Origin of the sequence: Streptomyces cadmiisoli (genome assembly GCF_003261055.1) — a bacterium.
In the GTDB taxonomy this organism is placed as follows: Bacteria; Actinomycetota; Actinomycetes; order Streptomycetales; family Streptomycetaceae; genus Streptomyces; species Streptomyces cadmiisoli.
The window spans coordinates 9,188,352-9,211,669 of the sequence record NZ_CP030073.1 but is presented as its reverse complement, the minus strand read 5'-3'; the positions used below and the strand labels follow the sequence as shown (position 1 = coordinate 9,211,669).

At 66.5% G+C, this 23,318-nt stretch carries 14 protein-coding genes and 2 pseudogenes; 6 read left to right on the top strand and 10 right to left on the bottom strand.

Annotated elements, in window-relative coordinates:
* Positions 1–662 precede the first annotated feature (662 nt).
* Complete coding sequence (locus DN051_RS40500; RefSeq protein ID WP_342781518.1) at positions 663–1,922, bottom strand: hypothetical protein; 1,260 nt, start codon at positions 1,920–1,922, stop codon at positions 663–665.
* Positions 1,923–3,916: 1,994 nt separating this feature from the next.
* Between DN051_RS40500 and DN051_RS40495 the strand changes: the two genes are divergently transcribed.
* From DN051_RS40495 to DN051_RS40480, 4 genes are all read left to right on the top strand, one after another.
* Positions 3,917–4,114, top strand: a complete 198-nt coding sequence (locus DN051_RS40495) for a type II toxin-antitoxin system Phd/YefM family antitoxin (protein WP_112437534.1) — start codon at positions 3,917–3,919, stop codon at positions 4,112–4,114.
* A 34-nt stretch (positions 4,115–4,148) separates the two neighbouring features.
* Entirely contained in the window at positions 4,149–4,502 is a 354-nt protein-coding gene (locus tag DN051_RS40490; RefSeq protein WP_112437535.1) for a DUF6247 family protein, read from the top strand.
* Complete coding sequence (locus tag DN051_RS40485) at positions 4,499–4,822, top strand: hypothetical protein (RefSeq protein ID WP_112437536.1); 324 nt, start codon at positions 4,499–4,501, stop codon at positions 4,820–4,822. Before DN051_RS40490 ends, DN051_RS40485 begins: the two co-directional genes overlap by 4 nt.
* 125 nt (positions 4,823–4,947) lie before the next feature.
* Positions 4,948–5,448, top strand: a complete 501-nt coding sequence (locus DN051_RS40480; protein ID WP_112437537.1) for a hypothetical protein — start codon at positions 4,948–4,950, stop codon at positions 5,446–5,448.
* Here DN051_RS40480 and DN051_RS40475 read toward each other — a convergent pair.
* The 4 genes from DN051_RS40475 to DN051_RS40455 all read right to left on the bottom strand — a co-directional run bounded on the left by DN051_RS40475 (position 5,414) and on the right by DN051_RS40455 (position 7,569).
* The gene (locus DN051_RS40475; RefSeq protein ID WP_162624726.1) at positions 5,414–5,818 is read right to left on the bottom strand and encodes a transposase; all 405 of its coding nucleotides are present in this window, start codon (positions 5,816–5,818) and stop codon (positions 5,414–5,416) included. The two genes, DN051_RS40480 and DN051_RS40475, sit on opposite strands and share 35 nt — an antisense overlap.
* 195 nt (positions 5,819–6,013) lie before the next feature.
* A complete protein-coding gene (locus tag DN051_RS40465) occupies positions 6,014–6,307 on the bottom strand; it encodes a hypothetical protein (RefSeq protein WP_162624727.1) in 294 nt (97 codons plus the stop codon).
* 661 nt (positions 6,308–6,968) lie between these two features.
* On the bottom strand, positions 6,969–7,244 hold the full coding sequence (locus DN051_RS40460; RefSeq protein ID WP_112437540.1) for a DUF7848 domain-containing protein: 276 nt from the start codon (positions 7,242–7,244) through the stop codon (positions 6,969–6,971).
* Complete coding sequence (locus DN051_RS40455; protein ID WP_112437541.1) at positions 7,237–7,569, bottom strand: hypothetical protein; 333 nt, start codon at positions 7,567–7,569, stop codon at positions 7,237–7,239. The genes DN051_RS40460 and DN051_RS40455 overlap by 8 nt, the downstream gene beginning before the upstream one ends.
* On the opposite strand from DN051_RS40455, the pseudogene DN051_RS40450 reads away from it, so the two are divergent.
* A pseudogene (locus DN051_RS40450) lies at positions 7,568–8,398 on the top strand (IS5 family transposase). The gene DN051_RS40455 and the pseudogene DN051_RS40450 overlap by 2 nt on opposite strands.
* On the opposite strand, the gene DN051_RS40445 reads toward DN051_RS40450, so the two are convergent.
* On the bottom strand, positions 8,390–8,872 hold the full coding sequence (locus DN051_RS40445) for a hypothetical protein (RefSeq protein ID WP_246040803.1): 483 nt from the start codon (positions 8,870–8,872) through the stop codon (positions 8,390–8,392). The pseudogene DN051_RS40450 and the gene DN051_RS40445 sit on opposite strands and share 9 nt — an antisense overlap.
* Before the next feature lie 260 nt (positions 8,873–9,132).
* Positions 9,133–10,389, bottom strand: coding sequence for a helix-turn-helix domain-containing protein (locus DN051_RS40440; protein WP_112437542.1), 1,257 nt, complete (start codon positions 10,387–10,389; stop codon positions 9,133–9,135).
* A gap of 491 nt (positions 10,390–10,880) precedes the next feature.
* On the opposite strand from DN051_RS40440, the pseudogene DN051_RS46920 reads away from it, so the two are divergent.
* Positions 10,881–11,395 (top strand): annotated as a pseudogene (locus tag DN051_RS46920) (tyrosine-type recombinase/integrase); the annotation flags it as partial.
* Positions 11,396–11,532: 137 nt separating this feature from the next.
* On the opposite strand, the gene DN051_RS48005 reads toward DN051_RS46920, so the two are convergent.
* The 3 genes from DN051_RS48005 to DN051_RS40425 form a co-directional block, all read right to left on the bottom strand.
* Positions 11,533–11,856 carry a DUF5958 family protein gene (locus DN051_RS48005; protein WP_425471800.1) on the bottom strand — a complete coding sequence of 108 codons (324 nt, stop codon included), beginning with the start codon at positions 11,854–11,856 and terminating at the stop codon, positions 11,533–11,535.
* A gap of 68 nt (positions 11,857–11,924) precedes the next feature.
* Positions 11,925–18,818 carry a polymorphic toxin-type HINT domain-containing protein gene (locus tag DN051_RS40430; protein ID WP_112441894.1) on the bottom strand — a complete coding sequence of 2,298 codons (6,894 nt, stop codon included), beginning with the start codon at positions 18,816–18,818 and terminating at the stop codon, positions 11,925–11,927.
* Positions 18,819–19,013: 195 nt separating this feature from the next.
* Positions 19,014–22,769: a laminin G domain-containing protein gene (locus DN051_RS40425; protein ID WP_246040802.1), complete on the bottom strand. Its 3,756-nt coding sequence runs from the start codon at positions 22,767–22,769 to the stop codon at positions 19,014–19,016.
* Positions 22,770–23,318 lie beyond the last annotated feature (549 nt).

Sequence of the window (23,318 nt, the reverse complement as noted above, 5' to 3'; positions counted from 1 at the left end):
CAGGCACTTGCTGCCGGCCGCATTCCTGATCGTGGCACCGGCTTCACCGGGTGAGTCGTCGAACAGCCACAGCCTGCGTCGTCGCCGGCGGCACAGGGCTTCATGGCGGCCCGGCCGTTGCGCGACACGAGGCACAGACCGGTTGCCTTCTGCCGGAGCGCGTTGTACCCGTACTCGTCGTTCCAGTACCACTCCTGGCAGGTCGAGTAGTTGCATTCGACGACATACGGGCCGAGGTCGGCACGGAAGTCCAAACAGCGCCAAAGCGGCGCGGCGGCGTTCGAAAACAGCGTCTTCTGCGGCACCGCGCTCGCCGACGTGCCGGTCAGGCCCATGACGAGCCCGACGACCGCCCCCATGACGGCCAGCCTTTTCAGAACCACGATTCCCCCACCTCTACCCGACAGGTCAGGAGCGGATGCAACATCCGCAGTGACCGGAGAGAAGCAGCCGGCTACCACCCCAGTCCCCAGAACCCGCACGGGCGCACAGGGCCAGGGCGCCCATCACACAGTCGCCGTGGTCGCACGAGCATGGAGCCCGGCGAGAGGCCGAACCCCCTTGCTGCTGTTCGCCTCCTGCGGGATCTCCCCGTCGCCGCCGATGAGGTCGAAGACCCCCTCGTTCCACAGAAATCCCGTCCAACCGCAAAGCACCGGCGGTCATGATCGGCTTCCCGCCAGGAGGACGGCTTGCGCGGTGACGCAGGCGTTGCAGCGGCCGTTGTTGTCGGGGTGTGCGCGCCGTGGTGTGGGTCCGGGGCAGGTGCGGCACAGCGGCCAGCCCAAGCAGGACGGGCACAGACTCTCCCCCGGTGCCGTTGCGGGCGCGCCGCAGCCGGAGCACTCCACCAGCGCCCGGTACGCCAGGGCCGCGACCACCGTGCGGGAAGGGGGCGCCGGGGAGGACCGCTCGGACACTGGTCCGGCGGTCGCCTCGTCTCCCGGGGCGTCGCCGTCGTGGTGCCGGCTGTCCGCAAGGGGCGGCGGCGGATAGGCGTGGGCAGCGCGCAGCCGGGCGGCGATGATCGCGCCTACCGTGGTGCGGACCCGGTCCGGCAACGGCCGGTGGGTGATGACGTGGCGTAACTGCTCGGTGTTCCAGCCGGCCTCCATCATCGCGGTGATCACACGGCCCTGATCCGTCAGCACCTGCCCGGTCAGCAGGAGATCCGGACAGCGGGCTCCGATGTCGAGGAGCAGCCGGATACCCGGATGCATCGCGTCCGCCCGCGGCCCGGGCGGCGCAGACGCTGCGGGGACGGGCTTGCCGGTCGCCGCGTGCGTTGCGGCGTGGCCGCGGGCGCAGGGACGGAGGGGTGTGGTCTTCTGCTTCGTGGTGTTCTTTCCGATGGTGTTCTTAGTGAGGTGGTCAGCCGACGTCGGGTCACCCACCGGTGGAAAACCCGACATCGGCTGCGACCTGCCACGTTGCTGACCGGGCAGATCGGTGAGGACGTAAGTGGCCGCACCGAGCGTGCCGTCCGGACGGCGCTCACGTCCCCGGCGCAGGAAGCCGTGCTTCTCCAGTTCCTTGAGGCCGCTCCTGACGGCTGCCTCACCGTCACGGCCGCGGCGCGCCAGGTCCGCCACGCTGATCCGCCAGCCGTCCCGGTGCGTACTGATCAACCCGAACAGACCCTGCGCCTTGAACGAAAGCCGGGGGTCGCGGAACAGGCCGTTCGCGATCTGCGTGAACCGGTCCGCCGCCATCACCCCACGCCGTATCCCCGCCTCGGAACCGGCCCCCGCCCGACTCGACGACCCGGACACCGACACGGACGGCCAGCTGGTCGCCTGCGTGAGCCCGGCATTACGGAGGGCCGGCCGGTCCGTGATCGAGTAGACGATCCCGCCGAGCGTCCCGTCATCGCACCGCACCTGCTCACGGACCAGATAGCCGAACCTCTCCAGCTCACTCACACCAGCACGCACCGCATCCCGCCCATCAGGCCCCACACCCACCAGGTCAGCAACCGTGACCCGCCAACCGACCACATGGGTACTGAGGAAACCGAAAATCCCCTTCGCCCGAAACGAAAGCCCACAGTCACGGAACAGGGCATTGGCGACCTGAGTGAACCGGGCAGACGGCGCGGACCGGGCGGACCGGGTGGACCGGTCCGCCGCCATCACCCCACGACGAACCCCCACCCCGAAACCAGTCACCGCACTCCCCCACCAGCCACGAACACCCGGCCGCCACAGGTCTGCAGCAAAGGGGCAGACACGAAGTTGCGGCGACCACTGAACAAAGAAGCGTGGGAGAGATTCATCCCTTCAGCGCACCCGACGACCCCGACCACACCGACGACCACCAGCCCCGACCACCGGACACAATCCAGCAACAACCACACAAGACCGCCATGGTCGGGCCATGGTCGGCCCGACCACAGCCCCGGTGCGCAACCACGATTGCGCAACCACGCCGGCACTCCACTGCGCAAGCCTTCCACTGCGCAAGCACCCGGGGATTCCCCGCAGCCCAACACCGGCAGGCAGCTGCGCAACGAGCCCCGACCCTGCACACCCGACCTGCGCAGCCGACCTGCGCAGCCAGCTGCGCACCGCCGGGAGCCACCACCACCAAAAGGGCTGCGCAGTTAGCGGAGTTGGGCACAAGCGGGCTTCCACGACCACGGCCTGAGGCCGGTGCGCAGCCGAACCGTCCCCTCCCCGTGATCGCCCGAGCCTCGCTCCGACCGGATCCCCACCCCCGCCGCCTACGCGACGGCCGTCCACTCACTCCCACCCCGTGCCACGGACACCGCTGGTCGGCCCGACCACAGGCCCACCCGCCGTTTTGTGTCCCCATCGATACCTTGGTCGGGGGCCCACGGTCGATGGTCAGGTCGGACCACACTGGTACTGCCAGGCGGCAGGTCAGAAGCGCAAGTTCTGCCCCAGGAGTGTGACCGTGTCGCTTGGCAAGCACGCCCGGCAACCCGTACTTCCGCTCCGAGGCCGCAGATGCCGAGCTAAGCACGACGAGGCGCAGGCTACGCCCGTCGCGCCTGGCCCTCCTCACCGCGACCGCAGCCGGTACCGTCACCCTCGGCAGGGTGCCACCGGCACGCACAACGGATACCGCCGATCCTCCGAACAAGCCGGCCACTGTGTCCACCCCAGCCGACACAGCCGACTCGGCAGCCAATGCGCAGTCCTGTGTTGACGTATGGCCGCGCAACAGACTCCGACAACGCCCACCGTGCGCAAACGAGACCTGCGCAGTTCCTCAATCCCCGACACCGATTCGCCCAACGCGTGCCGCTGCGCAATCGGAGCCGAGTTCGACGTGTCAGCGACCGCGCAATTCCCCAGGTGCTCCGCCACTTTCCCCTGGCATGCGTTCGAGTGCGTGGGGAAGCTGAGGGCGGCCCGCCCGCCCGGTCAGTGTCCCGGGCCCTGGCAGCCGGCCAAGGACGCCTGCGGCGCCGCTACCGCGGTGAGCTGCGCTCATCCCTGACAGTCCGCCACGCCCCGCAGGATCCGGCAGTAGTCGGGCGGGCCGGGGAAGATTGACGTCCCCCTGGTCGCGCAGACGCAGCGCCGCGATCCCCATGGGGAAGTCTCCGACACCGCTGTTGGGGAATATCGCCGTCGTTCACACGACGACCACCGTAGACACAGCGCGACGACCAGCGGGTCACCGCAGGCAGCGAGGCCTTGCCGGAGGCCGTCCCCCGGCCTTCGGCAAGGCCCAGTTCCACTGCCGAAGCGCGGTCGAGCGGTGCGTCAGCAAAACGTCGGACGCCGCTGCGCTGCCACAAGGCGTGCACCGCCAGTAGCCACTCAAAGCACCCAACCGACACCCCGGCTTGCCACAGGTCGACACGCGGGCTGTCCACGGCCGTACCGAACGCGCCTCACCTCGAAGCCAGCTATCACAACTATCATAGTTGAGGTAGGCTGGGGCCATGGAGCCGAAGACATACTCGACCATCGATCTCCGCAAGCAGATGGGCGAGATCCTCGATCGCACCCGGATCGCCGGCGAGCCCGCCGCGATCACCCGCCGGGGCAAGACTCTCGCGTACCTCGTACCCGCCGAATGGTTCGAGCAGTACATCGCGCAGCACCCGCAGGCTTCCGACGCCGACCGGAACGCGGCCTGAGACGCCGGACCCGCAGACCAGGAGCCATTCCGCCATGACAGCGCAGCCCCTCCACTCCGACGGCCCCCGCCGGGTACCGCCGATGCCCGAACGCACGCCCCAAGCCCTGAGGCTGGCCATCCAGGAGCACGCCCCACACCTGCTGCCGGACTTCGAGGCCCACTGGCGCCGCGCGATCGCAGACGCCTTCAACCTCACCCCGGTGCCCGCCTTCATGCACCTGTGGTGGACCCAGTACGCCATCGCCCGCGACCCCCGCCTCGAAGCGCACCTGGCCGACCTCGAGACCCGGGCGGCAAGGTGCGACGACCCCGAGGAATCCGCCGCGCTCCTGGCCCAGTACAGCAGGCTCAGGCGCCAGGCCGCCACGGCGGAGCCCGGCCGGTGAACGACGAGTTCCCACAACCACCCTGGCAGATGGACTGGACAGTCGAAGCTCGCAACGAGTTCGAGCACATGCCCGCGGACGCCAAGCAACTGGTCCTGGCAGCACGTGCCGAACTGATCACGGCCACCGACCCCTACCACCGAGGTATCGACGCCGACGCCTCCCTCCCGCACTGGATCACCATCCGCCCCCTGGCCTCGACCAACCCCGGCGGACCACACATCGCCGACCTTGCCGGCGGCCGCGGCTGGCTCATCTTCACCTTCATCCGCCGCCACGCCGAACCCCAGATCACCGTCACCGACGCCTTCTGGGCCTGAACCTGACGCCTCAGAGGGCTTCTCGAAACCGAGTGTGGGGCTGGGTTTGTGCTGGTCAGGCGTAGTGCCGGGGTGGGTGAGGTAGGTCCGGTGCGTCCGTGGAGGTGGCGTGCTGGAGGTGTGTGATGGTGTCGGTGCTGGGGCTTCTGGAGGAGCGGGAGCGTGCGGCCCGGAAGCGGGTGGAGGAGTTGCTGGCCGAGTTGGAGGCGGCGCAGTCGCAGTGGGACGGGTGGCTGGTTGCCCGCAGGCGGGTCGGCGAGGTGTGGGACGCTCGTGAAACGGCAGATCAGCAGGCTGCGGCGGGGATGACGCCGGAGGGGAACAGGGCCAGGACGCCGGCGGTGGTGAAGCCCGGGTCGCTGGTTCCGGTCTGGCGGGAGGGGCTGTCGGCCGAGGTGCTGGCGCCGGAGTATCAACAGGTCATGGGCCTGCTGGCCGAGCGCCGGACCACCGGTGGTGAGCCACTGAACTGCCGGGAGATCACAGTCTTGTCGGGGCTGGAGGTGGTTCCGGCGAAAGTTGAGGGTGTGCGGTGCAAGCTCAAGCGGCTCGTTGCGCGGGGATGGGCGCACGAGCCGGTGCCGGGCCGATTCACCTTGGGTGATGGGCGAGGCGGCGGGTCATGACCGTGGTCATCGACCACAGGATCATCGCTTCCGACGACGCGGCCAGCCGTTCGTAGTCGCAAGTCAGGCGCCGGGAGCGGGTCAGCCAGGCGAAGGTCCGCTCAACGATCCACCTTTTGGGCAGCACGACGAAGCCTTTCTGGTCGTCGCTGCGGCGGATGACTGTGAGCATCAGGTTCAGGACGGTTGCGCACCAGCCCACCAGCATGCCGGTGTATCCGCTGTCCGCCCACCCGCGCATGAGCCGGTGATGCCGCCTCGTGGCCTGAGCCAGAAGATCCTGGGCGGCGTCCCGGTCCCCCGTCGAGGCGGGGGTGACCATGACCGCGAGGATGCCCACATCGGTGTCACCGCCACGGTGTACTCCCACGTTCGCCTCCGCCTCCAGCGTCAAGCGATCGATGCCCTCAGCGCAGCCCTGAGCGACCCGTCAGAAGGCTTCGCGCAGACGGATGATGGCGGCGATCCACCACTCTGTGCAGCACCTCTCCGCTGACGTTGCCGTCAACCGTTGCCGTCAAGAGACCAAAGAGCCCCGCCGGATACCTTCCGGCGGGGCTCTCCGCTACGTTCTAAGAATCAGCACAGAATCCCGGTGCGGCACTCCCAGAGCGTCGTTATCCGAGCCCCTGGGATGTGACCAGATGCTATAGCTGAGGCACGCCACAAGGCCGTCGCCACTGTCCGACTTCAGCGCCAAGCAACGAACGCGCGAGGCATGGGATTCTCGCACGCCGGAGAATTTCAACATCTCTTCGACCTGCACTGGCTCCGCAATGGCGATAGTGAGCGGCTGGTACACCGTTTTCAGCTTCATTCCAATGACGCCGTAGAACGTCACTTCAATGAACTCATGCACGGAAGCTGGATCGACGCTTCGCAGCTTGAGCTCAGAATGGCTGACACTGTATCGCCATGGCCGGAACTTCCGATCGAAGGAGATGGGAAGGCTCGCAGTCGGCTGTGGTGACTCCTCGTCAGGGAGCGAATGGGTTGGCAACGGGACTTCCGTTTCTGTAGAAGGTCACGCGAGACCACGCGCTCGGGTCCTGGATGTAGCTTAGCTCCCACCCAGTCGCATGCCCATCGAAGATCGGATCCAGACCCCTGCCGGTGCGGGCGACTGCCGCCGGGTCGTCAATGCCATTCAGGTTGAAGTGGATCGGCGTCTTCCCGTCATTGACATAGCCCTTGAACTCGCTGACCCATTTATCACCAGCAGAGGGCCAATCATGGTACGACTTAGCGCCAACCGAATCCGAAAATTCATGAAGGTCCATAGAGTCGCCATCGACGTCGCTAAGTCCGAGTGCAATCCCCCCGCAACCATTGGAATTGTGAACCAAGATCGGCGTGCTGCCGGCGAGTACATAGTACCTGTGCTCCGCGGCACCCCTCTACCTGCTTCTTCGCTGGTCAGCGCTGGTTTTGCGTTCCGCTGTTGTCCGTGGGTGAGCGGGGAGATCCGTGGTTGTTGCCGTCGCTACTGCCGTCAGGACGTACGGGCGGCGGAGGGGCCGCTACTGCCAGGCGCCGGGTTCAGCCCGGAGGGTAGCGCGGGTGGTGCGGTGGTAGAAGTCGTGGCCGGTCTCGGCGCAGTGCTCGGCGATCCAGCGGGTCAGGTCGTCCTCGGCGTGGAGTTCGCCGGAGGTGGTGCCGCAGTCGTGGTCTTCGCCGGTGACGCAGACGGCCTCGAAGGTGGGCAGGGCCATAGGGTCCACGGCGGCGGTCACGTGGTACTCGCGGAAGCGGTAGCGCTTGCGGCCCGGCGTGCCGGTGGTTGCCGGGTCAGGCATGCTCGGCCGTCTCTTCCTGCGGGTCCGGGATGCGCTGTCCGCGTGATTCGGCCACCCAGAGCGCGTCGGTGAGGGCCTCGACGAGTCGGGAGGCGAGCCAGCGGTACTCGGTGGCCGACTGCGCTCGTGCGCCGGGGGCCACGACTTCGCGGGCGTGTTCCAGCAGTTCTTCGCCCATGCCGAGTTGGATGGCTTCGATGCTGTCGGCGAGTGTGGACAGGTAGCCCCTGCCGTCGGTGCTGAGGTAGCAGGGGCGCCCGTCCGGGGTGGTCCACGGCAGTAAGACGTCGTTTCTTATGGCGTGATCGGTCGTTGAACCGTGCATGACGGATCTGGTTGAGCGGCTGGTGCCGGACGAGTTGTGGGTGCTGTTCCGGCGGGTGGTGCCGCCGACGGAGGTGATACGTCCGCAAGGCGGGGGCCGGCGTCGGGCGGGTGACCGCGAGGCCCTGGCCGCGATCATCTTCGTGGCGACCTCAGGCTGCACCTGGCGACAGCTCCCGCCGGTTTTCGGACCGAGCTGGCAAACGGTCTACCGGCGGTTCGCCCGGTGGAGCCGAGCCCGTGTCTGGGCCCCTCCACCGGGTCATTCTCGACGAACTCGGGGCTTGTGGTGAGCTGGACTGGTCGCGATGCGCGATCGACTCGGTCAGCGTCCGGGCGGCAAAAGGGGGCCACTGACGGGACCGAATCCGACCGACCGCGGCAAGAGTGGATCGAAGATTCACCTGATCACCGACCGGAACGGACTGCCTCTGTCGGTGGGCATCTCCGGTGCCAACATGCACGACAGCCTCGGCCTGCAGCCGCTTGTGCGCGGCATCCCACCCATTCGTTCTCCCCGCGGACCCCGACGTCGTCGTCCGGCGAAGCTGCACGCCGACAAGGGCTACGACTACGACCACCTGCGCCGATGGCTCCGCAAGCGCGGGATCCGCCATCGCATCGCCCGTAAGGGCATCGAGTCCTCACAGCGACTCGGCCGTCACCGATGGGTTGTTGAAAGGACGGTCTCCTGGCTCGCTGGCTGCCGCCGCCTGCACCGCCGCTACGAACGCAAGGCAGAACACTTCCTCGCCTTCGTCGGCATCGCTGCCGCCCTCATCTGCCACCGCCGACTCGTCCGTGTGAACGGGCAGGACCAGTCAGTGTGAGGCTCCGACGCTGCTGACCCAGACATCCAAGGGCGCGATCTCCAGTTCGGTCTCGGCCTGCTCCGAGAGGCCCTGCGCGTCGTCCAGATCCGACCAGGGGATGAAGCCCGGCTCGTCGTCGGCCAGAAATCCCTCGACGACCGGACGGAGGTCCTCTGATGCCACATAGGCACCGGTGAACGGCAACGCATCCGGGGGCACAGAACCGGTCGAGCACCGGAGCTGCCCTGCCTGTTCGTCGTGCCACACGTAGAACGTCGCCACCCCGGGAAACCCCAGATCGCGAATGCGCTCCCGGACGGCAGCAGCAGTCCACTCGAAGGCATCCACCACCTCGGTGACGGACAACGAACTCCTGTCCTCGTCCGCCGCACCCAGCGACCAGGTGTTGGTCTCCCACTCCACTCGCCGATCAGCCGGCTCCAGCACCAGGGGCTCGGCCGCCACCTCAGCGATCCACGTCAACAGCACCACAGCAGTATCCCTGCACAGCTCGGCCCGAGAACCACCAAAAGAAACGACTTCTAAGTGGGGACCGGCCAAGCCTGCTGCCGCGTCGTACAGTTCCCGGCGCCGCATGCGGTCCGCGTCGCTCCTGGGTTTGGTCACCGTGCACCCCCGGCTGGGTCGCTGATAGGGACACGGTGACCGTAGGAGCTGACTGGCCGTCACTCGATGTATGGGCCAGGGCAGTTTGCTACACGGAGTGCGCGAATTGCTGCGCTGCGTGGTAGCTATCCGACGACGCCCAGGTAGGAGGCCATGTCGCGCATCTCGGCGGTGAGGGTGCGCTTGCGCTTCTTCAGGATCTCCTGCATGGTCTCGGCGGCCACGTGCTGATGTTGGAGCCACTGGGGGGATGCTCGGCGGACCCCGATCAGCTCGTCCATGGCTGCGGTCAGGTCGCCGGTGCGGGTGTGGGCGCGTGCTACGTCCATGCAGTGGCGGTTCCAGTTGTCGTCACTCGGCCGCCCGGTGCTCTTCCACGCCTTGGGCGACAGTGCGTCCTCGCCGGCCTTGCGGACGACGGTACGCGCGTCGCCCACGACCATGGCGTCCTCCACGCCCTTCATGCCGACGGTCAGCGGGCCGAAGGTCGTCCAGTGTCGGAAGAACGAGCCGGTGTGCTCGCGTCCTACCGCTGATGCCGCTGTGGTAGCCATGCGGTGGTAGTGGCGGGCCTCCTGGGGGCGGTTGTTTCGGCCTGCGGCCGCCGCAGCCCGTAGTGCCAGCCAGCCCCATGCCGCGCATTCGTCGGGGGTGGCTCTGGACAGCCTCGGCTCGATCGTGTCGGCGGTCTGGGCGGCGAGGGTTTCTGCCTCGTCCAGTCGGCCCTGGCGCAGGAGCAGCCAGCACATGCCGATCACGCCGGATGCTGCGGTGAGGGTGTCTGCGGCTCGGCGGGCGTCGGTGATCGCCCCGGCCAGGGCGGTGTAGCCGAGGTCGTACTGCCGGACCTGGGTCAGGTACCGCCCTGCCAGTTGCCGGGCTTCGGCTCGGGCCAGAAGCGCCTGGCGGTGTTCCTCGCCGTTGTCGTAGTAGGCGACCGCGCTGTTGGCGTCCCGTAGGAGTCCGGGGAGTTGGGAGGCGACGCTCTTGTAGCTGTCGGAGTGGTACAGCACTGCGCCGTCATGCACCGCCCGGCGGAAGCGACGTACGTTCGGCTCTTCCTCGCCGGCCTCGCCGCCCGCATCGGCCAGCCCGACCGGCGGAGTCAGGGCGGCCCGCAGCTCGATGAGGTTGACGCGGTTCCTGTCCTCGGTTCGGCGCACCGGTTGCGGAGCGTCCGGAGCCAGCAGCGTTGCCGTGGTCACCTCCAGTGCGCGGGCGAGGGTGTGCAGCGTCTCCATGCGGACCGTTCCGCCCTGCTCGACCTTGCGCACTGTTCCCGGGGACACGCCTGCGGCGTGGGCCAGTTCCTCCTGGCTCATCCCGGCCCGCCGCCGGTACTTGCGGACGTTGTCCGCCAGCTCCGTGAGTTCCGTAGCCATCCGCTCACCACCTCCAGCGCCACGGTACGCCGGACGGGCGCGTCAACCGGTGGCTATCCGGCAGATACCCGCCACGGAGCGATCGCCCACCCCGGGCGGGGCCGGACCTCCGGCAGAACCGCCGCCTGAGCGGGTTGGGTCCCTCGTCGGTCGGGCAGCTTCGCCGGACCAGGGTTCTCCGGGGGCCGCCAAGGCTCACCCCGTGACGCTTGCGCTCGGCCTTGGCGGACCCCGGGGGTTCCTGGTACGCCTCCGGTGACCGGGCGACGAGGGACCCCACCCGCGCCCCGCGACCACTCACCACGACGAAGCCGCACCCGGCACTCGGCCCCCTGCCCCTCGGAGGGAGGGCCGGGGTCTGGGGCAGCGCCCCAGGTGGTTTGCGGTGCTGGCTGTTGCGCGCCCGGACCGGCGGGGCCGTCGCCTGCGGGGCGGAGAGCGGCGGCGGCCCCGCAGGGCCGGAGCGCGCGCGGCCCGCGACAGCGGGCCGCCTTGACGCGGGCACCGCCGCAATCCGCCGAACCTTGCAGCGAACCGCCGCAGGCGGGCTCACCACGCTGCCCACCAAGACGCGGGCGTCCGAGCGCCGCATCGCTCTCCCCACCCGCTGCGTCCAGTCGCTGAAGCTCCACCACGAGCAGCAGCGCGAACAGGAAGCCGTAGGCACCACGTCGCGGCACGACGGGCACGTCTTCACCACGGTGCAGGGCCGACCGATCGACCCAACCAACCTCACCCGCACTTTCATCGCGCTCCTCCGCAAGGCCGGCCTCCGCCGCATCCGCTTCCACGACCTCCGGCACTCCAGCGCCACCCTGCTCCCGGAACAGGGCGTCGAACTCATCGTGATCAAGGAACTCCTCGGCCACGCCCACATCGGCGTCACCGCCACCGTCTACACGTACGCCTCCGCCTCCAACGCCAAGCCATCGACACCCTCAATGACGTGCTCAACGTCGAGGATGACGGCCCTGACGACCCACCCGCCGCAGCCGACGTCCGCTGACGTTGCCGTCAGCGTTGCCGTCAAACACGTGGGAGCCTCCACCGATTACCGATTCGGCGGGGGCTCCCAATTCGTGTCCGAGAGAACTCGGAAATCCTCGAACATTTCCCCATCGGGGGCACCAGCAGCGCTGGCACCTACGACAGGTTGTGCCAGGCGTGGCTACAAGTTCCTCGGCACTCCGCTTCTCTTCGTCGCGTGTCAGCCACAGCGAATGTCGCCAAGAGGACGCGCCAGGACTTCACGTACTCACCGGGGGGAAGATTTATGATCTTCCCCATTTGTTCGAGAATTGGCTCTCGAACAATCAACACTGCCGGGGTCATGGTCGGCTTAACGCCTGATCGCAGGAGTCCTTCACGCGCGTCATTCACCGTTGCATGGGCTTGTATGACGTAGCGAACAACCTCATGCAGCACCGCTTTCTGATCAACCTGCTCCAGCGAAGAGAACCAAGCCACAGCGTCTTCCAGGCTTCGGAGCCCCTGGGCAAACTCGTTGATGATCCGCTCTGATGCTCGCAAAGTGCTCACCTGGGCTCGAAGACAACGTACGGCCTGCTTCTGTCCACCTCTGCATAGTCCGGGCGGTTCGGATTGTAGCTCTGCCAGAAGTCTCTACCACGCCCGCTCCCTTCACCATCGCCTGTTCCCCGCGGAAGTGAATTCTTGACACCGTGACGAGTTCTGGACGGACCGGACAGGATGTAATCCCAGTCGGACGCCGCGTTGGGTGTTCCGTTCGCGCGACTCCCAACCACGATGATTGGCTGCCCGGACTTATTGGCGGCATTCTGGATTCGCTTTGCATCATTCGGGCTGATCCCCGCTTCCGATGCCGTCCGAAGGCCAGGGCCACACCAGCCGTTGGAATTATGAACCAAGACCGGAGTCTGTCCAGCCAGCACATAATACGTGTGCAATCCGTCGATCGTGAGGTTGTATGTTACGGCATGCTGAGTGAAGGGCCTGTTGGCTGTGACGACTACCGTTCGGGCATCGTCCGTGAGGAGCGTCATGCCAGGCTTGAGTTGCTGAGCCTCAACCCACCGTCTCTCGGAGGGTGACCAGAAGGGGTGCTCGTAGGTTGCGGTAAGCTCCTCGATCCCTTGCTCGGTTGTGATGGACAGTTCGTTGAATTTCTTGTCCTCGTCGGTGCGAATGAGCCGAGAGACCTTACGTGGGGCAACCTCACCCGTTTCCGGGTCCGCAGCCAGGACCTTGTCACCGATTCGGACGTTTTCGATGTCCTTCGTTGTGCCGTCGGCCATGAGGACTTCTGTGCCCGCAAGGAAGCATTGTGTGCAGTTTCCCTTGCGACTCTTTGGCAGCTTTCCGAGGCCGGGCCGACCCTTTACACCCCCTTCAAAGATTCCCGCAACCACGTTCTGGGCGAAGAAGTTGAAGAAGAATTTCTTCTCGTCAGGGCATCCAGTGGCATGGCATGCGCTGGTCAGTGCTGCGCTCACTGATACCTGCAGAGACGGCTCTTCAGGATGGTCGGCGTAGATCCAGATCCCGTAGTGACTTTCGCTCAGCTTGCCGTAGAAAAGCTGAGTGAACTGGGCCGTTCCATGCCACTCCGCGGGAATGTGGACACCCGGGAGCAGGGTGATGTAACCGTCCCCGTTCGCGTCCTCATTCTGAAGGCCTTCGTCCTGCCAGGTGATGTTCGTATCTTTGACGTTGGTGTTTGGATATCCGGGGTTTGTGACGCCGTCACCGTTGGTGTCGTTATCGGGGCAGGGCGTGTCGAAGCCGTTGCCCTCTCCGCAGGCGAGACCCATTCCGCTGGGGTCGGGGTATGTTGCCGGGTTTTGCGCTCCGTAGCTGTATCCGTTCAGCGTCTGGTGCAGGTTGAGCTGGAGGAGTGGGTCGACGCTGATGAATTGGCCAGTGCTGGGGTCGTATTCCCGCGCGCCAATGTGGGTGAGGCCTGTTTGGTGGTCGGCTGTCATGCCGAGGAAGGCCTTGTCGTCCGGCCAGACGCCGGTCGTCTGGCCGCGGTTCTTGCCGAAGGGTGTGCTGTAGCGCTTGCTGAGGGCTTGGCTGGCGTCGCCGGTGATGGCAACGGTGCTGGTGCCGTGGTGGTCACCGGCGAGGAAGGTCAGTTTCTCGCTGCCGGTTTCGTTGGTGCGGAGGGCGATGGTGGCGCCGGCTGCGGTGTAGTACCGGTTCGCCCACTTCTTGCCGGTCTTGAGGTGCACCTCTGTGGCGCCGAGGTAGAGGACCGTTTCACCGTCGGTGGCGTTGTCTCGGCGGATGAGGAGTTCGCCGTCGGCGTCGTATAGGTAGTTGGTGGAGGTGGCTGAGGTGCTGTCGGTGAGGCGGGCGAGTTTGCCTTCCTTGTTCCAGTTGAGGGTCTGGGTGGTGGTGGAGCCGTTCTCCTGGACGCGTGTTTCGGTGTTGCCCGTGTCGTCGTAGGTGTACTGCGGGGTGATGCCGGTGCAGTTGCCCGTGGTCGTGGTGGCGGTCAGGGCGTGTGGGCGGGCGGTGTCATAGCAGTGGGTCGTGGTGGCGGAGGTACCGAAGTGCTGTTGTTCGGTCTTTCGCTGGCCTGAAGCGGTGTAGGTGTAGCTGGTCCAGTACGGGGCGGGGCCGCCTAGGTTTGCGGTGGTGCGGCCAGAAGTCGCGCAGTCTGCGGTCTTGGGGGTCCAGGTTTGGCTCAGGCGGCGGTATGCGTCGTAGGTGAAGCACTGGTTGTCGGTGCCGGTGCCGATGTTGGCGGCATCGGTGATGGCCGTGACGTTGCCGGCGGGGTCGTAGGCGTAGGTGAGGTCTTGGACGGGGCCGCGGGTCTGGTCGTCGGTCGCGGCGGCCAGCAGGCGTCCGGTGCCACGTTCGTAGGTGTTGGTGAGGAAGACTCGTTTGGTTCCTTCGGCGGTGGACGTGCCGAGTTGGAGCTGTCCGACCTGTCCGAGTTCGGTGTAGTCGGCAGCGAGCAGGTAGCCGGTGGTGCCGGACAGTTCGGTTTGGAGTCCGGCGCTGTTGTAGCGGTGGGTCAGCAGCTCGGAGGCAAGGCCTGCGGCGGCGGGTTCGCGGGTGGTGGCGACTGAGCCGTCCAGCCGGTAGTCGGTCTGGAAGGTGGTGGTGGGTTCTACCGCTTTTGAGGTCACCAGCGGGTCGTCGGCGGGGAGTGTGAGTGTGGTGGCGGTAGGCCGGTAGCGGTTGTCGTAGGAGGTGACTTGCTTGGTGTAGGCCTTGCCGGTGGTGGTGTTGCCGTTCTCATAGCGGATGGAGGCAGTGGGCTGCCCCTTGAGGACGGTGTCGTATGTCCACGCGGCGAGCTGGTTGGTGTCGGTGCGGCTGGTGTGCCACAGACCGGTCTTGCGGCCGTGTTCGTCGTAGGAGTAGAGGAGTGTGCGGTCCTCGTCGTCCGTGGTGCTGTCGATCTGATCGAGGTCGGTGTAGCTGGTCGTCGTGGTGCCCTTGTCGGGGTCCACGGTCTTCACTGTGCGGCCGAACAGGTCGTAGGTGTAGGACCAGGTGGTGCTGTCCGGGCCGGTGATGGTGTCCGGTTTGCCGTCGCGTGTGTGGGTGTAGCGGACATTGGTGTAGGACGTGCCGGACGCGGCGCCGTAGGCGGTGTCGTTGGGCTGGGTGCCGGCGTAGGTGCGGGTTTCTGTGGTGCGGCCGAGGGGGTCGGTGATGGTGCGGGTTGCGTTGCCGCCGGTGGGGGCGCTGGTGGCGGTCGAGTCGCCGGTGTGGGTGGTGGTCGTTTCCCACTTCTTTGCGCCGTCGACGAGGAATTCCGTAGTGGTGGGTCGTCCGGCGCCGTCGTGCTGGATCTGGGTCTGTGCGCCGCCGCCGTAGGCGGCTTGCGCGTAGGCCCCGCTGGGGCCGCTGGTGGTGTCGTAGATGTCGGCGTAGGTCTCGTACGCGAGTCCGCGGCTGTCGTAGCGGGTGTCGGTCAGGATGCGCCCGCCGAGCGGGGACGGTGCCTGGACCTGGATGGGACGCAGCTGGGCGTCGTAGAGGCTGTAGGTGGTGTCGTAGCTGGTGCCATCCGGTTTGAGGGTTGCTACCGACGTCCAGGGAGCCTCGTTGCGTGTGAGGCCGTAGGCGAACTTGGCGTGGGGGGTATCAGCGGTCTTTGAGCGGCCGGGCAGCCAGGTTGCGGTGATGCGGCCGAGGGCGTCGTAGGTGTGGTCGGTGCGCTTGAGGTTGGCGTCGAGGGTGTAGTTGACGGTGCCCCGGGCCGGGTTGTAGTTGGTGCTGGTCTGGTGGGCCTGTCCGTTGGAGGCGAGCTTCGGGGTGGTGACGACCTGTGTGGCCAGCGGGCCGTCGGCGGCTGGGTAGTAAGTGGTGGTGGTGCGGCCCTTGGCATCTGTGGTGGTCAGCGGTCGGCCGAGCTTGGCGGTGGCGGTGTCGTAGGTGGTGGTGGTGACGGTCTGCCAGCCGGTGGTGGGCAGGGGATTGCGGTCGGCGGTGCCGGAGGCGGCCGGATAGGCCTTGGCTCGGCCGGTCCAGGTTGGCAGGCCCAACGTGGGGATCTGGTCAGGGGACCATCCGGTCGCGGCGGGGTTGTCGTAGACGACGGCGGTGTCGGACAGCACGTCACCGCGGGTGTCCGAGTTGGCGGGGAGGCTGAGCGTGTTGTCGGTGTTCGCGCAGGGTTTTGCGACGGTGCGGGTGCGTGAGACCAGGTTGGTCGGGCCCTTGTCGGGGTCGCGGGCGTACCAGGTGCGGGTGCAGGTTTCGTCACCGCTCGTGGACCAGGCACCGTGGTCCTCGACCGTGTTGGTCGTGCCGTAGGTCGTGTCGTAGGTGTAGGAGGTGGCGGTGGTCCGCCATTTTTGGGCCGTGGTCAGGTAGGTGTGGCTGTAGGTGCGGGCCTTGTTGACGAAGTAGGACTTGATGTGGGCGTACGACTTCTTCTGGCTGGCTGTCTGGTGGGCCCAGGGGTTGTGGACGGCGGTGGAGATGGCGGTGGCGGCACCGTTGTAGGTGATCTCCTGGCGCAGTTGTCCCGCCAGCCAGTCGTGGTCCGTCCAGTCGGCGACGTCGAGGTCGTCGTAGGTGGTCGCGGGGTCATTGTCGGCGACGTTGTCGAGGTCGATGCCCTTGATGACGGCGCTCCGGGTGGTGCCGTCCTTGCGCTTGTCGGCGTTCATGCCCTGCATGAACAGCTTGACGTTCTTGGACCGGGTGGTTCCGGCATCGCCGGCGTAGGTGGTGACTTTCTGGTAGCCGCGCCAGATCGACCAGGTGCGTTCCTTCTCTTTGGTGAAGGGGTCGTCGTTGTAGTGCCAGCCCGGGGTGTCGTAGTCGTAGGACAGCTGGGTGCCGGGGTTGCCCGCGGCAGGGTCGTTGGTGGTGATGGAGGTGACGCGGTACTTGTGGAACCAGTCCAGCTGGGTTTCGCCGCCGTTGATGGCCCAGTAGACCGGGTAGCAGGAGAGGCTGTTGTTGTCTTCGGCCGCTGGCATGTTGCTGCTGCGGACGCACTCCGGTTCGGAGAGAGTCACCGAGGTGATCGCGCCAGTTTCCGAGGTGACCGACACGATGCGCGGACGGGTCAGGGGAACGATGTTGCCGCCGCCGGGCTGGGTACCGCCGGCCACCCGGTTGGGGCGCTGCTGGTACAGGAACTCGATGGCCGGTACGGACAGGGCGGTGCCGTCCTTGCCGGTGCGGGTCAGCGAGGTGAGGGTGAGGACCTGGTCGGAGCTGTTGCCGATGTCCTGCCCGTCGAAGAACTCCTGCTCCAGGGTGTAGCTGTCGACCGGCTTGAAGGCGTCGGGTTCGGCGGCACGTGACCAGAAGTAGGTGTCGATGCCGGTCAGTCGCTTGCGTGTGAAGAAGGTAGGGCCGGTGGACTGGCAGTCCGTGGCGCTGGCTGAGCAGATGGTGTCGAACGGGACGTCAGGCCAGTTGTCCGCGGTGTCGGCGGTCAGTGAGGAGCAGTTGGTGGCGGTGCATCGCTCCTTGTAGGTGAAGGTGATCTTGTCGGAGGCCGGTGCGGTGAACAGGGTGTCGGAGCGCTGGCCGTAGCGGATTTCCTCCAGGCGGCCGCCGCGGGTGTAGGGGGCCAGTGCGGTGGTGTCGCCGTTCTTGGCGTAGTGGTTGTCCTCCGCTGCGTACGAGTAGGTGGAGGCGTTGCCGTGCACGTCGGTGACCTGGTCAAGATTCCAGCGCCATGCCTGGACCTCGGAGCGGTCTTTGAATTCGGTGCCTTTGGAGTAGCCCGGCTCGCCACTGTCGTCGCCGAAGACCGGCACGGTCCACACGGAGTTCGTCCGCTCGCTGCCGGCGCCGGAGAGCTTGTTGAGGCCGAATGTGTAGGTGGTGCCGTCCGAGGTGGTGAGCTGCCAGTACTCGCCGTTTTCGTCGTTGCTGTCACCCCCGGTGAGCCTGACCACCTTGGAGGCGTTGTCGTCCTTGAGGTGCCACGCACCGCTGGTGTCGTCCTGGACGAGTTCGGTGGCGTTGCCGTTCAGCACGAGGGAGGCGTTGTCGTACTTCCAGCACAGGTCGAACTTGTCGGTCTGGCCGTCGTCGTCGCAGGACGTGTACTTGCGTTCGATGTAGGAAGAGGTGATCTCGAAGCCCTCGCCTACCATCGAGCCCTGGTTGTTGGTGTTGGCGGTGCGCCCGTCGATGCTGCCCGAGTCGTACGACAGGGCCAGTGACGGGGCGGGGCCCGCTGCGGCAGGGGGCGTGGTGATGGGGTACGACCAGGTGAACGCCCCGGAGGAGCTGCCCGCCTGCCATGTGGCGGACGCGGACAACGGTGTTGCCTTGAAATCACCGGCGCCTGCAGCGGTCGAGGCGGCCGTGAGTGCCATGACCGTCGGTGTCTTGTCTGCGCTCCCCGCGATGGAGGTGCGGGCGGTGACGGTTTCAGCGTTGATGTTGTTGGTGGCAGCCGTCTCCGCTGCCAGGGTGCGGCACTGCTTCTTGTGCGGGGTGGTCAGTGCGCAGGCGGGCAGGGTGGCCAGGCCTAGTCTGGAGGACCAGTTGCCCCCGACCGCAGAGGCGAAGGTGCTGTAGTCGACTGTGACTTCGGCGGCCCCGGTCTGCTCGGCCTGGAGGGTGAAGAGCACGCCGGTCACGCCGGCTCGTCGTGCTGCTTTCTGGTCCAGGACAGTGACCTTCACCTCGCCTGCGGCGCGCGCACGTGCCTGGCGCGAAGATGCAGCGCCTCCAACGCTGTTCACCGTGACGACGGCGTCACTTTTCGCAGTTCTCGTCAGTCTGTGCTCGGTCGCCGACGGCTTCGGCCACGCGGTGCGGCGCTCAGCACGGGCTGAATCGATCAGCCGCTGGTTGCCTTTGCGATGCTGGGCCGCCCTGTCCCGGGCCGCTTTGGCTCTGGGAGAGGTCACCTCCACCACGCGGGTCGGCTTGACCTCGGGCACATCCGGGCGGCCCGGCATCTCAGCGGCCGCGGCAAGCGGCGTGAGCGGCACGGGAACCGACATGATCGCGGCGAGCAACACGGTCAGCGCCGTACGCCGGCCACGAAGGCGAGGGCGGATCAGGCGAGAAGACACAGCAAGCGCTCCGTAGGAAAGGGCAGCCGGTGCGTGACCGGGCGCCATGGGGTGAGCAGGCAAACTGCAGGCCGTCTGCCGTCCGCTCGGCTGCTGAAGCACGGACAGCACACGGCGGGCGGATCAGTAGCCGACGGTGCTTTCCACCTGGCTTGCGTCCTTCACCGCGCCCGCCCACAGGCGGATGTCGGTGAGCCGGCCGGGCAGGTGATGACTCCAGGCACCGTTCGTCCAGCCCTTGCCTGCGGCGAACTCCCCGCTGCCGACAACAGCTGTGTAGGCCACAGGTTCGCCCTGAGGGCCACTGCCGACATAGAGGGTGATCGTGCGGGTGAGCGCGTCGTAGGCACCGACAAGGCTGACATCGGAGTCCAGGACGGCATCTTCCTCACTGACCACCGATGTGCCACTGCCATCGGCTGTCAGGCGCCCGAAGTACCAGCGGGCCAGCGGTTCAGTCCGCATCACCGGATTGCCTTCGTCGTCGTAGACCGGGTTGCCCTCGTCGTCGAGCGCTGGCTCATCCTTCGTCCCCGTCTTCTCCGTCCAAAGGCTCCACGAAGAGCCGCTCGCGGTGCGCTGGCCCAGTACCTGAGCTTTGTAGCCGTCGGGCTTGTCGAGAAGGCTTCGGGCGGAGACCTCGGCCTTCGTAGCTACGGTGAACGAGCCGGTGTCGGCCACGACGGGGCGGGAGGCGGTTGCCGCTCCCGTCGTGCCGTCGAGGATCAGCGCGTCGCCGTCCAGGGAAGCGCCGGAGGACAGGCTGAGTGTGTTGCCATATCCGCTCAGGTCGGGCAGGGACGTGCCGGTGGCGCCCTCAGGTTTGTACTCGGCTACCAGTTCCATGAACGCCTTTCCGCTGGCGTCCTTCAGGCTGGCCTCGTTCGCGACCTGCAGTTCGTTCTTGACCTCTTGCCATACCTTGATCTCGTCTACGTCACCGGAGAAATGGTCAACGTAGGAGCCTTTGTACTTCACCCGGCCCATCTGCAGTGCACCGTCGGCCGACCAGGCGTTGGTGGTGAGGGTGTCACTGCCCTGCTTGGCACCGTTGACATACAGCGTGAGCGTTTTGGCACCGGTGTCGATGACTGCGGCCAGATGGGTCCACACCTTCGTCTGCGGGGTCTCCAGCGAGTCGACCCGCTGGTTATCCAGCGCGGTGGTGGCGGCGTCGGAGTCGGCCAGACGCAGGCACCACCGGTTACTGCCGGCGCAGTAGCCGAGGAAGAAGGGGCTGTAGTAGGTGCCATCCTGGCCCAGGACCGTCTGAGTGGTGCCGGTAGCGCCCAGTCGCACCCACGCTGCCACCGAGTACGACGCCTGTGTCTCCAGCACCTTCCTGGCCGTCGCGGCATAGGCCTGACCGCCAAGGTTCAGAGCCTTGTCCTGACCGGTCACATTGTTCTCCGTGACAACGCCGCGGCGGCCGGTGTCCACTCGAGAGCCACCGCTGATCGTCGCATCATCGCGGTAGGCCGACTCGGAAGCGGACACGTCCACCGCAGCGCCCCCCGCCTCATTGAACGTCCACCAGCCGACCGGGCCGTCACTCTCACCGACCAGGAAGCGAACGGCATTCCACGCACCCTCATGTCCGACTGCGTCTTTGGCCTGGACGGTCAGAGTGATCGTGCCGGAATCTATCGGTGTAATCGTCTCTGTGACTGTCGCCCCGGTCCTCCAGGGCCGCCACGTACTGTCCGTGGACAGCTTGTACCGGTAGGCGGCATTCACGTCACCGGAAGCCGGCCCGAACCTCACGGTTCCCGGTTCATTGGGCTTACCTGCGAAAGTGCAAGAGCCCGGGATGCAGGCGCTGTACACGGAGGTAAAGGTGATCGTCGGCGGATTGGGCACCGAACTGTCCACTGTGAAGTAGCAGAACGGAGTCCAGCCGCTGGTCAGTTTGTCCTGTCCCCCGTTGTAGTAGGAGCGGGTAACTGCCCGGTACCGGTACTGCCTGCTGTCTGCCAGCTCCGCGTCCCACAGCTTGCTCTGAGCCACCCCGTCACCGACATAGCCGGAAGTCGGCGCCTCTGAGCCTGAACTGGGCTCCTTGGCATCTGACCAGGTGCCGTCGGCAGAGTTCTGCACGTCCAGGTCGAAGTACACCCGCAGCGACGCACCGCTCTGCCCGCCCGAGGCCGTCTGCGGGGTGGCTGCGAGACTTGGCGTGGGGTCCGTCCATATCGTCGGCGCGGATGCGCTCTTGGAGCAGATCTCAGTCGTGCCGCTGTCCAGCCCGTAATCGGTGGGGACTGAGGGCTCGCCCACGTACGTGACCACGATGACCGCGTCGTCGTCGAACCGTTTCCAGGCGATCGGGTCTGACTCGTCCTTCGCCTTCAGCATCAAGGTGAGCGTGGCGAATTTCCCGTCCGCGAACGCCTTGACGGTCGGTGTCAGGTTCTCATCCGCTTCTTCGGGGTTGTCCTGGAACGTGATCGGGGCGCGAGGCTGCGCCGGTTCGCACGCGCCTCCCCGGCCGGCGGACACGTTACGGTCCCCCATCTGGTCCCAGGAGTTGTCGGACTTCGGCCCTCCTGGCCCGGGCCACCGGGAGGACGAGGAGATGCCGTCCGTACGCTCAAGATCGACCCAGCGCGCGTCACACGAGAACGACCACGTCTCCGTGACCTCAAACCGTGCGCCCAGGACGTGCTTGCCCTTCAGACTGCCCGGTGTGAACTCGAAGTACATCCGGTTGGTGTAGGCAGCGCCGGTGGTGCAGTAGTAGATGTAGCCGCCGATCACCGCGGAGCTGCAGCGGCCCACGCTCATGCCATTCGCGCCACCTGAGAAGTTGTAGAAGCTGTCGCCATCGGAGGACAGCACGGTGCGCTCTGACTCGTTCAGCTCAACCGACGGATCGATATACAGTGGGAGTTCCGCGCTCGTCGTAGCCTCGATCAGGTCGCTGTCCGGGGTGACAGTGACAGCGCCTTCACTCAGGTCAACGTCCATCACGGCAGCCTCATCACCCGCACCTGGCCCGGCGAGCGGATCGCCTTCCTCCGCCGGCCCCGCCGGGTGCCCCCCTGTCTCGCTCGGCGTCTCCTCCTGCCCGCCTTGCGCCAGAGGCAGCACGGCAAGGGTCTGTGTCCCCGGGCCGTCGCCTGCGGCAGCGGTTGCAGCATCGCCGGCGGAGTTCCACATACGGGCGGAAGGGGAGCGGAAGACGACCTGGCCGTTGCCGTCCAGCACCTCCAGGCTGCCGACTGCGCCCTCCCGCACACGCAACCCGTCGACGTCCAAGCTGTACTCCAGCGAGCTGAGCTCAGGGTCCTTGGCTGCCGCAAGGGTCTTGACTTCCAGGACCTGCCGGAAGCCCTCCACAGTTGCGGTGAGAATCAGGTTCACATCCGGGCGCACATTCTCGTAGACGGCCCGCTGCCCCTCGATACGCGGCTCCGGCAGATCGCCCGGCCACCCCAAGGTGACCGACTGGCCATCCTCACCGATGGTCACCAAGTCCTCGCCGTCACCGCCAGGCGAGAACGACAAATCCACCGCAGCAGCCTTCGGACCAACCGATCCGTCTGCGCGCCTCACCAACGTCGCATCCGGCTCAGTCCACCCGCCGCCGGGCTTCTCCACACGCACCGGAACGATCGACTTGTTCAGCGTGAACGTTTCACCATCGGGGTTGGCGAAGACCGTCTCCCGTTCGGTGCGCTCGCCCACAACCTCGACCGGCTCACCCGACACCTGAGCCTGCTGCTGCGCCCGCTCCGACGCGGAAAGTGGACCGCTTCCGCTTCCAGCTGCCACTGCCGGCGCAGCGCCCAGCACCGGAACAACGGCGGGTGTCGCCACCAGAACCGCAAGCGCCGTCAGCCACACAAGTCCCGCCCGCCGCCCGCGGATTTCCCGCAACCGCAGCCCCCCATCCCCCACTGCCCCACCCCTTGCCCACAAGATCGCCACAGGTGAGCAAATGACAAAGCATGAACGGGTAACTGTCAAGCAAAATCCGATGCTCCAGCAGTCATTACCGGACCCGCCACTGAAATAGCATCAAACTTCACAAGACAGACTTGAGGAACACCATTCCACTGACGCGTCATCGATCCCGACATCGGGTGCTGAGGGAAGGCCGACCGTCTCTACCGTGGCGCGTGGAGAGCATATCGTGCAGGCTGTCCCGCTTTGGGAAGCGATGCAGGAGGCGTTTCAACTTAAAGGCTGATCCTGGTGGTTGAGGGTGCCCTTCGCACTCCGAACCTCACGTGTCGTTACCGGTGGTCCGGCTCGAGTCGGCGGATGGCGCGAAAGCCTCGGTCCGTAGCTGGACGGGACCGTCGTCGCCGTACTTGAGCCAGTCGTCCACAACCGGCCATCTGGGGTGGTCAAAGACGGACTCATCCAAGTCCTCGTCGTACCCGCGACCACTGGAGGTCAGGGCCCGGGCGAGGGGCCGGAAGC

What these genes read in the sequence shown, in the direction of transcription:
- DN051_RS40490 (WP_112437535.1), top strand. Translation starts at nt 4,149, where the DNA reads ATGACAGCGCAGCCCCTCCACTCCGACGGCCCCCGCCGGGTACCGCCG.
- DN051_RS40440 (WP_112437542.1), bottom strand. Translation starts at nt 10,389, where the DNA reads ATGGCTACGGAACTCACGGAGCTGGCGGACAACGTCCGCAAGTACCGG.
- DN051_RS40455 (WP_112437541.1), bottom strand. Translation starts at nt 7,569, where the DNA reads ATGCACGGTTCAACGACCGATCACGCCATAAGAAACGACGTCTTACTG.
- DN051_RS40495 (WP_112437534.1), top strand. Translation starts at nt 3,917, where the DNA reads ATGGAGCCGAAGACATACTCGACCATCGATCTCCGCAAGCAGATGGGC.
- DN051_RS40430 (WP_112441894.1), bottom strand. Translation starts at nt 18,818, where the DNA reads ATGTCGGTTCCCGTGCCGCTCACGCCGCTTGCCGCGGCCGCTGAGATG.
- DN051_RS40460 (WP_112437540.1), bottom strand. Translation starts at nt 7,244, where the DNA reads ATGCCTGACCCGGCAACCACCGGCACGCCGGGCCGCAAGCGCTACCGC.
- DN051_RS40480 (WP_112437537.1), top strand. Translation starts at nt 4,948, where the DNA reads ATGGTGTCGGTGCTGGGGCTTCTGGAGGAGCGGGAGCGTGCGGCCCGG.